This window comes from Dactylosporangium sp. NBC_01737 (assembly GCF_035963215.1).
Classification (GTDB): Bacteria; Actinomycetota; Actinomycetes; order Mycobacteriales; family Micromonosporaceae; genus Dactylosporangium.
This window is the reverse complement of record NZ_CP109153.1, coordinates 1,365,372-1,379,058: the sequence shown is the minus strand read 5'-3', so window position 1 is coordinate 1,379,058 and position 13,687 is coordinate 1,365,372. Positions and strand designations below refer to the sequence as shown.

10 protein-coding genes are annotated in these 13,687 nt (G+C 69.9%); 3 read left to right on the top strand and 7 right to left on the bottom strand.

Translation table 11 applies throughout. The annotated features are described in order from the left end of the window. The first annotated feature begins 190 nt into the window (after positions 1-190). The gene (locus OHA72_RS06145; RefSeq protein WP_327006879.1) at positions 191-427 is read left to right on the top strand and encodes an anti-sigma factor family protein; all 237 of its coding nucleotides are present in this window, start codon (positions 191-193) and stop codon (positions 425-427) included. Between the two features lie 122 nt (positions 428-549). Beyond that, positions 550-1,083, top strand: coding sequence for a sigma-70 family RNA polymerase sigma factor (locus OHA72_RS06140; RefSeq protein ID WP_327006878.1), 534 nt, complete (start codon positions 550-552; stop codon positions 1,081-1,083). Positions 1,084-1,085: 2 nt separating this feature from the next. Here OHA72_RS06140 and OHA72_RS06135 read toward each other — a convergent pair whose 3' ends face one another. From OHA72_RS06135 to OHA72_RS06115, 5 genes are all read right to left on the bottom strand, one after another. After that, on the bottom strand, positions 1,086-1,529 hold the full coding sequence (locus OHA72_RS06135; RefSeq protein ID WP_327006877.1) for a roadblock/LC7 domain-containing protein: 444 nt from the start codon (positions 1,527-1,529) through the stop codon (positions 1,086-1,088). Positions 1,530-1,684: 155 nt separating this feature from the next. Beyond that, on the bottom strand, positions 1,685-3,112 hold the full coding sequence (locus tag OHA72_RS06130) for a nitrate- and nitrite sensing domain-containing protein (protein ID WP_327006876.1): 1,428 nt from the start codon (positions 3,110-3,112) through the stop codon (positions 1,685-1,687). Further along, entirely contained in the window at positions 3,105-4,235 is a 1,131-nt protein-coding gene (locus OHA72_RS06125; protein ID WP_327006875.1) for a hypothetical protein, read from the bottom strand. The genes OHA72_RS06130 and OHA72_RS06125 overlap by 8 nt, the downstream gene beginning before the upstream one ends. Beyond that, entirely contained in the window at positions 4,220-4,411 is a 192-nt protein-coding gene (locus tag OHA72_RS06120) for a hypothetical protein (protein ID WP_327006874.1), read from the bottom strand. Before OHA72_RS06120 ends, OHA72_RS06125 begins: the two co-directional genes overlap by 16 nt. Before the next feature lie 77 nt (positions 4,412-4,488). Next, on the bottom strand, positions 4,489-7,392 hold the full coding sequence (locus tag OHA72_RS06115; RefSeq protein ID WP_327006873.1) for a hypothetical protein: 2,904 nt from the start codon (positions 7,390-7,392) through the stop codon (positions 4,489-4,491). A gap of 196 nt (positions 7,393-7,588) precedes the next feature. On the opposite strand from OHA72_RS06115, the gene OHA72_RS06110 reads away from it, so the two are divergent. After that, positions 7,589-8,125, top strand: coding sequence for a sigma factor-like helix-turn-helix DNA-binding protein (locus tag OHA72_RS06110; protein WP_327006872.1), 537 nt, complete (start codon positions 7,589-7,591; stop codon positions 8,123-8,125). Positions 8,126-8,191: 66 nt separating this feature from the next. Here the strand turns inward: OHA72_RS06110 and OHA72_RS06105 are convergent, their stop codons facing one another. Both OHA72_RS06105 and OHA72_RS06100 read right to left on the bottom strand, forming a co-directional pair. After that, entirely contained in the window at positions 8,192-10,993 is a 2,802-nt protein-coding gene (locus tag OHA72_RS06105) for an ATP-binding protein (RefSeq protein WP_327006871.1), read from the bottom strand. A 1,831-nt stretch (positions 10,994-12,824) separates the two neighbouring features. Then, complete coding sequence (locus OHA72_RS06100) at positions 12,825-13,553, bottom strand: hypothetical protein (protein ID WP_327006870.1); 729 nt, start codon at positions 13,551-13,553, stop codon at positions 12,825-12,827. Between the last annotated feature and the right edge of the window lie 134 nt (positions 13,554-13,687).

The window sequence follows — 13,687 nt, the reverse complement described above, 5'->3', positions numbered from 1 at the left end:
CGGCCGACGGCTGGTGCGGGTCCGGGTTTCGGGGGTATCAGCACTCCTGCACCAACGAGCGGGCCTGGCATCCGGTTCATCCCGCCCGGTGGCCGATCGCGAAACCGCTGTGAACGGACCGCCCGGGGCTGGTCCGCAACGCGCGGTCGTGCGAAGCTGGGCGTGGACCGACGGGAGCAGGCCACTGAACATGGGACCGGAATACAGCACCGAGCCGGGGAGTTCGCACGTCCTCGATCGGCTGGCCGGCTACTTCTCGGGAGCGCTCCCAGTCGAAGACGAGCAGGCGGTCGAGGCCCATCTGCTGCACTGCGCCGACTGCCGGGCCGAGTACGACGACCTGGGTTCGGCGGCGTTGCTGGTGGCGTCGTTGCCGGTGGGTGTCCTCGATGAGCTTGACCGGGCCGATGATGAGCCTGACGGGTGATCGCTGACGATGATGTTCGGGTTGTCAGACATCATTGCCGATGTGAGAATCCGGAAGGATCTTCTGGTACCGCGCCAGATGTGGTTGCGCTTTTCGTAGCGATTCCGAGGGAGCCTCGTTGAATGGTCGGCGGACACCGAGCACCGGCTGACGCCGACCGCCGGATGCAGGAGCTCCACGAGCTGCACGGCCCCGCGCTGCACCGGTTCCTGCTGCGCTGGACGATGGGCGACCGGCAGGTGGCCGAAGACCTGCTGCAGGAGACGTTCCTGCGTGCCTGGAAGAACCTCGCCCAGCTCAACGCCGACCTCACGACAATCCGGCCGTGGCTGTTCACGGTCGCGCGCCGGATCGCGATCGACGCGAGCCGCGCCAAGCAGGCTCGCGTGGCCGAGATCGGTGTCGGTGACATGTCCGATCGCACCACGGGCGTCGACGAGATCGACCGTATGCTGGACAGTCACACGGTCCGGGCGGCGCTGGCCACGCTGTCGGTGGACCATCGTCAGGTCCTGCTCGAGATCTACTATCGCGGGCGCTCGGTCGCTGAGGCGGCCCGCATACTCGGCGTGCCCGAGGGCACCGTCAAGTCGCGGACCTATCACGCGCTTCGGGCGCTGCGGTCGGCGGTCGGCTCGGGTCAACCGCAGGACTGACGTCACGATTGCGCGGCGTTCTTCAGCTCATCGATGACCGTGGGGGTGAGCACGCTCCCGGCTTGATTGGCGAACATCGCAATGTCGTAGGCGAGATTGCCGAGGTCGGCCGCCTTCGCGGCCAACACACCCATGGTGGACCCCGTGCCGATTGCCCGCACCACCAGGTAACCCCGGTCGAGGTCGATGATGACCTTGAGCGTCTCGCCGAGGTCGTAGAGGCGGGCCGCCCCGTTGGCCAGGGCCGACATGGCCGAGGTGATGGCGGCCAGGCGGTCGGCGTCCGCCCGGTCGACCGTCGCAGACTTGGCGATCAGCAGGCCGTCGGACGAGACGGCGATCGCCTCCTTCACTCCGGCCGTCTCGGTCGCGAATCGACTGAGGAGCCGGTTGAACAGCTGTGCCTCGGCGCTGATCCGGGCGGGAAGTGTCATCAGGCGCTCCATGGTCGGGACCGCGGTGGGTACGGTTCGGCCGTGCGGGCCAGTCCGTCGAGGTAGCCGGTGAGCTGCTCGCGTTCGGCTTCGGGGTCGGTCGCTGGGGACGGGGATTCCAGCCGGCGGTGGAGGCCGACCGGCGGACGGGCCAGAGGATCGAGATCTCACCCGGGCTCGCGGCGGCGCAGGTCCGCCCGGGGCGACGCGGCGGTCTGCTTGTCGGCCCGGTGGGTGCCGTCGACGAACGCGTTCAGCGCCGTCCGCTCGGCCTCGGGGTCGGCCGTGGGGGCCGACCGCATGGCCGGCGGGCCTGCCGGCCCTGGCGTGGGCGCCTCGGTCCCGGGCTGACGCCGTCGCAAGCCGCCGGGGGAAGGATCAGGCGGGCCTACGGCGATGTTGCCGAACATCCGGGTGACGTTGCGGCGGGTCACCACCTGCTGCTGCATGAGCAGGGCCGCGGTGGCCTGTACCCGGTTGAACGCCGAGGCGAGCTCGCCGATCTCGTCCGATGAACGGTGCGTCAACGCGGCCAGGCGGGGAGCCGACTCGGTGTCGGCCTCGTCGTCCCTGCTGATACGGGCCATCTCGCTGGCGGCCAGGTCGGCGATCGTGTTGGCGGCGACCGCGACCCGCCGCAGGGGGCGGGTCACCGACCCGATCACCCGGACGCCGAGGAGCAGGCAGGCGATGACGAGCACGCCGGCCACCGCGCCGAGCACCAGCGACTCGAGCCGGGCGGCGGATGCCGCCGCGGATGTCTGCGCGACCAGCTCGCGGCCGACGTGGGCGCGCAGGATCCTGCGCTGCCCGGCGGTGGCCTGGGCCAGGGCGAGCCGCTCGTCGAGGGGCAGTCCGTTGGGCCGGGCGGCGGTGATGTCCACCAAGGCCGCGTCGAGGTGTTGCGTGGCCGATCCTCGCTGGATCCCGTCGAGGACGGCCACCGGCCCCGACGCGGCCAGCCGGCCGAAACGTTCGGCATCGCCGCGACCGAGCAGCACGGCCTGGTCGGCCACCGACGCCGCGAGCGGGGCATCGGCCGGCGCGGCGACGAGCGCCGTCGCCGCCAAGCTGGCGTGTTCGTTGCTGCGCAGGAGCGCGTCGAAGGCCTGGGGCTCCCGGGCCGTCGCGATCGGCGGATCAACCCGGGCCAACTCGTTGAGCAGCGCTTCGATCAGCGTCGTGTAGGTCGGCAGCACCTGCGCGACCGCACCCCGACCGGCCATCACGTCCTGCCGCAGGGCGGTCACTTCACCCAGCCTGGCCAACTGGTCGTGCAGCTTGACCGCCGCCGGCCCGGTCAACGATCGGTGTGCCCGGCCGGCGGCCTCGGTGGTGGCGAAGAACTGCCGCGACAGGTCCTCCCGGTAGTCGGCCGGCGCGCTCAGGAACGCCGTCACGAGCAGTCGCTCCGTTTGCAGCTCCTCGATGGCCGGCGCCACCGCCTGGGCGTCGCTCATGGTCGCCGCGAGGCTCTCGGCGGCCCGGATCCGGTTGAGCCGGTCGGCGGCAGCCGGGATGGCGATCGTCAACAGCGCGATCACCGGCACCACCAGCAGAAGGTAGAGCCGCTGGGCGACCCGGATGCTAGGCATTGTCGGCTCCGTCCCGCGGGCGGGCCTGGACGCCCCGGCCGACGTGGACGAGCTCCGCCATCTCCAGCAGTTCCTGGGCATCGACGGTGGGCGACCGCACCGACACCGAGGCCACGTCTGCGCCGTCGCCGCCGGTCTCCTCGGCCGACGCGGCCCGGGCCGGGACGGCCGTCCGCCACAGAATGACGAGCGTCAGCGCGATGCCGGCGATCACGGTCACGGTGGCGATGACCTGTTGCTGGGTCAGCGTCTCGACCCGTTGCGACAGCGACGACTCGACCTCCGCCAGGGCACTCGTGATGAACAGGTTCGTCTGCTGACGAACGTCGCTCGCGGCGTTCGCGGTCGCCGACGTCGGCTGGTTGATCGTCGTCAATAACGCAAGCCTGAGCTGCAGCTGGTCGAGCTGGCGGGTCGCGTCGGCGACGAACCCGTTGCTGGCGCCGGTCTCCGTGGCCATGCGCACCGAGGCGGTCAGTCCCGCGTACGCCGTCGTCAGATCGTGCCGGGCCAGGGCGAGCTGGACGACGTCGGATGACGGGGACGCGTTCGGTTTGGCCGGTGGGGGAACGTCGGCGACCCGGCCGGCGGCGGCCACCAGCGTCGGCGTGTGGATCACGACCGCGTCGATGAGCACCCGAACCTCGGGGTGCGGGTCGGCGATCAGCTGTGCGGCGGCGCTCACGGACTGCATGAGGCTACCGGCCTGCACGATCAGGTCACCGTATCGCTCCCGGGCCGCTTGCCCGGTCGGGCCGTCGGCGCGGACCTGTTCGACCGCTGCTCGCAGCTCTGCCGTGCGTTCGGTCATGGACAGGTCCGCTCCCACCTTGGCGTCCGCATCGGACAGTGCGACCAGGGCAGCGGTCATCGACGGCACGGTCTGGCCGGCCGTGGCCGCGGTTCGGGCCTGGACCAGCTCACCGGTCAGGCCGCCGAGGGCCCGCAGGTACGGCAGCGCCTGCCGTTCGGTGTCGATGCGGGCCAGTTCGGCACTGTTGGCGCGGCTGACCTGTAGCCACAACGTGCCGAACAGCCCGCTCGCCACGACGAGCAGCAACCCCATGACGAACAACCGCGTGCCCCACCGCGGGCGCTGGCCGCGGCTCACGAGCACCGCCAAGGCGTGCTCGCCGTCAGGCCTTGACCCGCGGGCCGGACCGCATCAGCATGACTCGACGGTTCGCCGGCGGCCGGCAGGCCGTAGGCGACTTCGCCGTGCTGCGACAGGTCGCGCCCGGCGCTGAACAGCAGCCACGCGGTGGCGCCGACGCTCGAATCAGCCAGTTCCGGGGACATGACATGGCCTCCACTGTGAGGGATGGTGCGTGACTGGCCGGAAGTACGTATCCCGGCGGTCCGCGGTTCTCTGGCATTCACATCGATCGTGGCGACGCGTCGGGCCAGCTATCGGTCCACGCGCTGAGCCGTCGGGCTGGCGGGTCGACGGACTGCCAGGTGTCGCGGCGCCAGCGCCACGCACCCACCACCGTCGCCGCGCCGTAGCTGCTCGCGGGCAGCAGCAGGTCCACCCCTTCCGCCGCGAGCGTCGACGCGGTGGACCGGACCGCGGTCAGGCCGGCCATCGCCGACGCGGTCGCCGTGATGTCGATGGCCTGTCCGCGCCCGACCCGGACCGCCAGGATTCCGGGGCCCGGACGGGGGGCGGGGCGATGGGCGTGCAGACGTTGCCACGGACCCAGGCCACCAGCTTCGGGGACCAGCACGTAGCGGGTCGCCGTGCTCCGCAGCCGACCGTGAGGCCACCGCTGCGCCTCCTCCGGGAGACCATCGACGCCGTGGGAGGCACCGGCCGGGGCCAGCCTCAGTGGAGCGCCGTCCACTTCGCGCGTCAGCACTGGGTCGCCGGAGCGACTGACCTCGTAGATGGCCGTGACCCGGCAGCGCGAGAGCCAGCCGACCGGCAGGAGGTAGACGTCGTCGAGTTCGAGCGCGGCGGCGTACTCGCGCGGCGGGGTCGCCTCGCTCGCCACGATGTCGACGGCTCCGCCGGTCTCCACCCGGATCCGCAGCGCGTGCCCGGGTGCCGTCCGGGCGGCCAGCTGCTCGCGGTCGAGGTACCCGGCCAGAAACAGCGCCGGTGACGGAACCCCCTCGGTGAGGGCCACCTCGGGATCGGCGCCGCACGCGACGAAGGCGTCGAACGCCTCCGCGTTGGTCTGCGGCTGCGCGGGCAGCCAGGCCAGGCCGTGCCGCGGGGCCGGCGGCGCCAGCGTTATTCGAGGTCCATCGATGAATCGCCAGATGCGGGTCGGGGTGGCGAACGGATCGGGGAGGAACTCGTCGGCTAGGGCCACGGCGGTCGCCGGCTCCGGGCCGTCGGTCGCGGTGCTTGCCGGCAGTGGGGCTGGGTCGGGCGTCGGGTCGGGCTGTGGGCCGTCGGTCGCGGTGCTTGCCGGCAGTGGGGCTGGGTCGGGCGTCGGGTCGGGCTGTGGGCCGTCGGTCGCGGTGCTTGCCGGCAGTGGGGCTGGGTCGGGCGTCGGGTCGGGCTGTGGGCCGTCGGTCGCGGTGCTTGCCGGCAGTGGGGCTGGGTCGGGCGTCGGGTCGAGCGGTTCGACGAGTTGGTCAATGAGTTCGGTCAGCGCGCCGAGCCGGGCCAGGTGCTCGGTGCGCTCGCCCGGCGGCACGGCGGCGATGTGGCGCTGGCCAACCAGGTGCTCGGCCACTGCCCAGGCCAGTCGCACCAGGCGGTCCGCCTGCGCTCGATCGGAGGGATCCAGCCGCGCCAGCGTGTCGTTCACCGCAGGCCGGGCATAGTCCGGGAGCCGCGGCGGCCGTCGATCATCGGTCGGTCGAGTAGGGGGCGGCGGGGCGTCGGCCGGGGCCGGAGTGCGCGGTGCCGGAGCGGGTGCGGGTGCGGGTGCGGGAACAGCTGACCGCGGCGGGGATGGTGGCGTCAGCCGCCTCGCGGGCGAGGGCGGCGGACCCGATGTCGCGTCGGCCGCGATCGTGATCGTTGCGCCGAGCTGCGCGGTCAGGACGGCCAGATGCCGACGGGTGCCGGCGACCTGCTCCGGCGTTACTGGCGACACCACCACCACGTCCTCGCCAGACCATCCGTGGTCGCGCAGCGACTGCGCGAACTGCCTCGGCCCGATCGCAAGCAGCGTCCCGTCGGCGTACCGCATTCCTATCCGGCCGCCCGGCAGGATCGGCAGATGGCAGGCGAATCCCGGCCATGCGGTCGGCTCGAGCCGCGGCTGGCCGCGGTGTCCGCTGACGAGCGGGATGCCGGGCGTACTGGCCACGTCCACGCCGCCGATCGGCACCAGACGCCCGTCAACATCGGACTCGAACTGTCCTGGCTGACCGTACGACTGCCACCAGGCGGGCCGCCCGTCCGGATCCACCACGGCTAGGTCAAGGCAGCCGTCGAGCATAGCCGTCGCTCCGGGCTCGGCCGGGGCCCACACCGTCGCGCCGGTGGCGTCAGCGAGCAGGGCAAGGTTCACTCGCATCCGGCGCCGCTCCGCCTCCGGCTCGGGCCATGATAACCACATGCGCAGGTTGGCCTGGTACAGCGGCACCGTGGCGAGAGCGGCCGCGAGGTCCGCGCCGTCGACCACCTCCGTGCGCCGGTCGTAGAAACCCAGCACGAAGTCGCCGCCCCGCACACCCACCCTGACGGTGATCAGAGCGGGGTGCCCGGTGCGCAGCGTGGCCGCCGCTGCCCGCTCCGCGACGAACGAGCGGCGGGTGGCCAGTATCCGGCCGCCGTCCGGCAACGGTACCGTGACCAGCCCGTGGCGGGGCACGATCAGACCGCCCACCAGTTCGTACCAGCCGACGGCGGCGCCGACGCGGCCGTCGGGCTGGATGGTGACCCACTCCACCGGGTATCCGGTCTCCGAGTCCACCGGTACGACCTCGTCTGCCTCGGGCTCGTCCGCGGCGTCGCGGCGGAGGGGGCCGAATGGCTTCGCCGGCGTGGCCGGCACGCGAATCAAGTCGCTGCCGATAGGGGGCACCAGGATGTCGCGGCCGAGCTGGCGGGCCACCGCCTGCAGCAGCGGTAGGTTCTGCTCGCCGGGCACCGCGAGCAGCCGGAGGTCGCTGTCCGTCGCTCCGGCCCGGCGCACGAGCTCGACGACGTCGGCCGCGCTCAGCGGGGTTTGGATACGGTCCCGACTGGCCAGGCCGCCGTCTGGGGAAACCATCAGGTCGAGGTCGAACAGGCCCGGCGGACGCAACACCGGCCGGTGGTCACCACGCACTGGGGTGCCACTCATGGTCCGTGCCAAACCCGCCGTCCCTGCCATGTCGAAAACATACGAGCAACTTCCCCAAACGGCTCACATGTCCGGCGGATTCCTTGACGAACGGGCCGACGTCGTCGCGCCGCACACCATACTGTCGATGTCCTGGGTCTTTGTAAAACCTCCGTAAGCTCACTGATGCGTGCCGGCGGTGCCGACTCATAGCCTCCGTGAGAGATGCAGAGGAGGTTCGAACCGCATGAGTCGATCGCCAGAACCGTCTGTCGAGGCGGGGCCGGGCTCGCGTTCGGTCCAGGCCGACGACCGTACCCAGCAGCTCTACCTGGTCCACGCATCGGCGTTGCGTCAGTTCCTGTCACGGTGGACGGACGGTGACCGCCAGGCCACCGAGGACCTGGTGCGCGAGACGGTTCGGCGGGCATCGGAGATGCTCGAGCCGGCAGGCACCGACCCGATTGCCTCCTCGTCCTGGCTGCTTACCCTGGCGCGACGGGTGGCCATCGGCTATGTCCGGTCCAGGTCGGGCCGGGCCGCCCAACCGGGCCCGCGGTACAGGAACGCGAGAAACCTCGCCGGGAGCGCGTCCGACGAGCAGGTCGCGCTGGCCCTCAAACAGCTGAGCGCCGAGCACTGCACGGTGATCGCCGAGTTGTTCTACCGGGGTCGCTCGGTGGAGGAGACCGCTGAGTTGCTCAGTGTCGACGAGGCCACCGTCTCGTCGCGGGCGTACCAGGCGCTACGCGCGTTCCGGTGCGCCATCGCGACCGAGTGTTGACAGTGGGAACCAGTTGACGGTCGGGACTGGCTGACGTTCGGGGACCGGGTGTGGGAATGTGCGACGCTAGGGTTGCGAGAGGTCGGCCGCGGAGAGTCGGACCTCGACCCGACTTCGCAGTTGGAGCTTGCTGAGGACGCGTGCGACGTGGGTCTCGACCGTCCGGCGGGAGACGAACAGGCGGCTCGCGATCTCGGGATTCGACAACCCCTCGGCCACGAGCCGCGCGACGGTCCGTTCGGTCTCGGTGAGCGCCGCCCAACCGACGGCCGGGCGCCGACTCGCGGCCCGGGGGCCGCGCCGGATGCCGTGGGGGCGCAGCCGGCCTTGGAGCCGACGTAGGTCGGTCAGGGCCCCCATCGCGGCGTACCGGTCCGCCGCACCGGCGAAGACGCTGCGGGCCCTCTCCAGGTCCCCCTGTTTGGCCAGCACCACGGCGAGCTCCTCGGCGGCGGTCAGCGCGTCCAGCGGCGCTCGATGGGCCTCGAAGAGCTTGTACGCCGTCCGGAGCCGTTCCGGGTCGCCGTCGATCATGCCCCGGCACAGGTCGACGTTGGCCTGGGACTTGGGCGAGGACGGCAAGTCCCGGGCATCGTCCACCGCCGCGGCGCCGGCCCGTTCGGCCAGCTCGAGGTCGCCGGCGGCGAGGGCCAGGCGAACCAGCCTGGATACGCACCCCCATCGTCCCCAGCGAGCGCGCGGGCTCGACATGTCCTCCGGGTCGAGCCATACGGTCAGCTCGGCGGTCGCCGCAGCCAGATCGCCTGCGGTCTCGGCCAGGCAGGCCCGCGCCCACATCAACGGCCGGGCGGCGATCAGGGCGGCCACCCCGTTGCCATAGGGATGCTCGCCCAACAGCGCGATCTGCTCAGCGGCGAGTTCGGCGTCGCCCCGCCGGGCGTGGATGAGGGCAACAAACCCGCGGAGCAGGAGCGCTTGTTCAGCGGTTCGGGCCTCGGTCTGGGTCGCGTACAGCATGGCCTGATCCCACTGGCCGTCGGAGTAGAAGTAGGCCATGGCGGTGTTGTGCACCTCGGTGATCCGGAGCGAGCCCACTCGCTCCGCCTCCGAGATGGTCGTCCCGAGGGCCGCCTCGAACTCGCTCCATCGGGACAGGTTGAGCAGGTTGATCAGACGGTTGACCAGCAACAGCATGCGCAGGTCGGTCGACTCCGGGTCGTCGGGCCAGGGCAGGGCAAGCGCGCGTTTGATCACCTCGTATGCCTCCTCCGGGCCCGCGGTCTGGAGCTGGGCGGCGAGGGCGTACCCGATGCTGATCGCATCGCCGGCCCGGTTCCCGGCCTCGATCGCCTCGGCGATGGTTCGCCCGGCCTCCTCGACCCGGCCGGCGTTGGCGACGGTGACCGCACGCTGTGCCAGCAGGCGGGCTCGCCAGAGCGGCCCAGGGTCGAGGCGCTCGAGGAGGCCGTCGATGACGGTGATCTCCTCCGCGCTCTGGGCGGGGAGCATCTGGTAGCCGCGGCTGAGGTGCCAGGCGAACTCGCCGGCATCGCTGGGATCGGTTATCCCAGCCAACGCCGACGACCCGAGTCGGGCCAAGTCCTCCGGTCGCCGGAGGATGCGCAGCGCGGCGGCCAGCCGGACAGTCACCGCCTCCCGCCGCCGATCACCGGTCGCCAGCCCGGCCCGAGCGCGGGTGAGCAGGTCGACGGCCACGGCTGGCAACGCCAGCAGCGCCGGGCGCGGGATGCCCAGGAGCCAGTCGATGGCCCAGCCGTCGATGGTCTCGGGGGCAGCGAGCAGATGACGGGCTACCCGGTCCCAGGACGCCTGTTCGGCCGCCAGCCGGCGGGCGGCGTGTTCGTGCAGGGCGATCCGCACAGCCTCGGGCACCTGGGTGTGCAGGACCTGCCGGATCAACGGGTGGCGGAAGCCCAGTTCGCGACCGAGCTCGACAACCAGGCCGGCCTGCAGCGCCTCGTCCACGTGCTCGACGACGGTCGGGAGCGGTCGACTCGACATCGACGCCAGGTCGGTGATCGTGAATCGCGAGTCCAGGATGGCCGCGGTGCGCAGCGTCGACCGGGCGCCGGCGGACAGGAAGCCCAATCTGCGGCCGATGATGGTGCTCAGCGACGCCGGATACGGCGACGTCCCCGGCAGCATCTCCGCCATCCCGTTCCGGACGTCGACCGCGCCCTCCTCGACCAGCGCGTTGAGCATCTCGACCAGGTAATAAGGGTTCCCTGCGGTCGCCACGACCCCTTCGCGCAACACCGGACCGGGTGGCGCCCCCAACCGCGACTCGGCGATGGCGTCCATCGACGAAGCCTCCAGCGGGAGTAGCATGATCGACGTGGCCTGCCCGTCGCGCAGCGTCGCGGCGCGCAGGCGGGAGAGCGCGTCCGGTTCGGGCAAGGGCCGGGCCGTGGCGATGATCAGCAGCGGACTCTGGCGGGCGACGCGGAACAAGCCGAGCAGCGTGTCGAGGCTCTCCTCGTCCGCCCATTGCAGGTCGTCCGCGACGAGCACCAGGGGGGCTCGGGTGCACTCGCGATCAAAGAGCGCGATGATCCGTTCGCTGGCCGCCCGGATCACGTCGGTGCCCGACCCCCGACCGGCCAGGAGGTCGAGAATCTGTTGGCGGTCCTCGGTGTCACGGGGGATGGCCTCCAGGAGGAACCGCAGCCCGGTCGGGGCGCTCAGTTCGTCGCCGCTGGCCCACCAGACCCGCAGGTCCTCGGCCGCCGGATCGTCGAGGGCGGCCGCGACGAGTGACGACTTGCCGATGCCGGCCTCGCCGCCGACCCAGACAATGCCGCCTCGGCCCTGCGTCAGCTCGCCAAATCGAGCTGACAGCTCCTTCAGTCGCTCATCGCGTCCGACGACGTTTACCACCTTCGGCACCGGGCACCTTCTAGCGACAGGCGTGACTCGAACCGGATGTCCGGTTCAGTCGATTGAGACGACTTTGTCGGTACGACCAACGCGCGTACATCACCCGGGTCGACCCTGCATACGCTCCGCCCGACCGGAGCCGGACTGGCTTCGGGACGCACCCGGGCCTGGGCGGCGACCAGGAGGGAATCGAGTACGTTCACGGGCCTCCTCGAAGAGACGGCGATCCTGTGATGAGTACACCCCGATGGATCGCCGGATCCCAGGCCCACGCCGACGACGTGACCCAAGTGCAGTGGTGCTCACAAGATCGCCACGACGGTAAGGGGCGGTGGTGAATCGGTTGCTGCTGCATGGCGGTGAAGCTGATCTCTACACGACCCGGGGCGCGTGGCACAACTCCACCCAGGATCGGGGACGCATCATCGGGCGTGCCCGGGTGGCCAGCGCCGTGCGTCGGTTGGAGGTGCCGCTCGAGTTGGCGGGTATGACCCTCCACTCCGAATGCCGCCTACGTATCGATGGAGTGGTGCCCTGCCCTGGCGGCCTGGAGCGCGAGCGTCATCGTCGCGGTAATCCACCGCAGCGACGGTCACCCACCCGGCCGTGCGGCCGTACTGGTGCATGATCCGGTCGCCCCAGAGCCCGATACACATCGCGAGGTCCACCATCAGCGGCAGGCCCGGAGCCGTCCACCGCAGCACACCATGCTCGATGAGCAGCGGCGTGACATTGACCGCTCCATAGACCATCACGCCGAGCGCAATGCCCCACACCGCGCGGTCGATCCACCCACCGGTCCGTTCCACAACGGCGACATCGCGCTCCAACCGACGAACCCGACGCTCACGCCAACCCGGATCTCGACCATCCTGATCCACGTCAGGTCCGGGGCGCGCACGTATGCTGCTCCTTGCCATCTCTCTTGCACTCCAAGTCGAAAGAGGGGGACTGCCTCAGCGGGCGGCAACCCGCTGGGGCCACCTTGATCAACTAGCGGTGCGGCTCGGCCGGAAGGCCGCGCATGTGATGCTCGGCGAGGCTGGCCAACTACCGAAGGTCGCCCCGACACGGCATCGTGTAGGCGACGTTATGGACGCGCCGACGGGGAGACCGGTAGATGGACAGCACGGCTCGGACCATGACGGCCTGCGGAGCCGCGGCACTCGTAGGTCTGGCTGCCGGACTCGCTCTGGCACGACAGCTCACGAAGCGCGATCGCCTCGGCCCTTCGACGCCTGACCGCACGAGTGATCCGTCTCGGCCCAGCGTCGTCTACCTGGCCGGCTACATCCGCGGCTACGAGGACGGCGACTCCCGAGCCCTCGTGGAGCTCCTACCGGCTCCAGCCGGACATCCCGCTTCCTACGACCGCCCCCTTGCTGGCTCACGCCGACAAGGGGCGATTCGCATCCGCGACATCACGCAACGACCGCCGCGCGATGCTTCAGAGCGCCGTGGGCTAGCGTTCGCAGCGTGAAAGCGGTAGCAAGATCGGTAGCGAAACCATGCCCGGATCCACCAGGTCTCAGGAGGGCACAGAGGGTAATCATTGCAGCTCAATGTACCTGCTGTGACCGGGTATGACCTGCCAGATCTACCTGAGGCGACACCTTGTAATCGGAAGGTTGCGGGTTCAAGTCCCGCCGTCGGCTCTCTTGGTCACGCTCTTGGGGTTGCCACCGTGGATCGATAGATCGTTCCACGGTGGTGCGCCGTCTACTTGCTGACCGGCCTGCTTCGATATCCCGGCAAGATCTCAACCCGAGACCGCGGCTGGCTCAACCGATTGGCCCGATCGTCACTGCATACGGCTGGAAACTGCTGGCCTAGATCTTCGTTAGACTGGGGAAGCGCGCCGCCAGTAGTCGGCATAAATAATGCCGAAGCGCGCCGCTGGCGCGACGATGGCGCTGCCCGCATTGTCCAGCCCAAAGATAGCCCGGCTGACAGGAAGTACGAATCCGTTGCCGGCGCCAATATGTACGAGATGCCGGTCGTGTAATGTCTTGTAGTCGAGACGGTGCATGAACCGTGCTTCTACGTCGACGTGCCCTTGTAGCGCCGTCCTGACCTCCGAAGCCGTATGGCCACTTTCAGAGGTGGGGAGCGCCCCAAGTAGCCGAAATCTGGTGTCTGTCTTTTTTCGCAGGAGAGACAGAAAGCCGCTCAAGATCTTCGGATTTCCGTACAAGTATCGGTCACACCAAAGTGCCTCATCCCATCCTGCGACGAGCGCTGCGAACTTCGTAGTGCTGGCCGACAGGTCGGTCGGCCAGCCCGGTGCGATGCTGTGAACGCCGTCAAGTAGGCCGGCAAGCTTGGGAACCTGGGCCAGCTCGAAAGTCGCCCCGCTTACGTACACTAAAGGTAGTAGCGCCTCATGCGCTTCTCCGCTCAGGGCCTGCTGTTGTCGAGCTCCTGCAAGAAATTCGATTGCATCGGACGGTAGGTCGTCGATAATCAACGGCACGTCTGCCTTGATTGATTGTTCGAGTGAAGAAACTACAAGACGTGAACCGACAACCTGGGTACGCGCTAGAGAGCTGGACAGATGGCCGATCAGCATCTGCGTATCTTCGCATGTATGTGTCGAGATGCCTTGATTCGCCGTCCGGTGTCCAGGTCTCATGCGATATCCCGATCCTTCCCGCCGTGAAGCAGGCGCCTGCTAGACGTGTCAGCAATCTTCGTTGGACATTT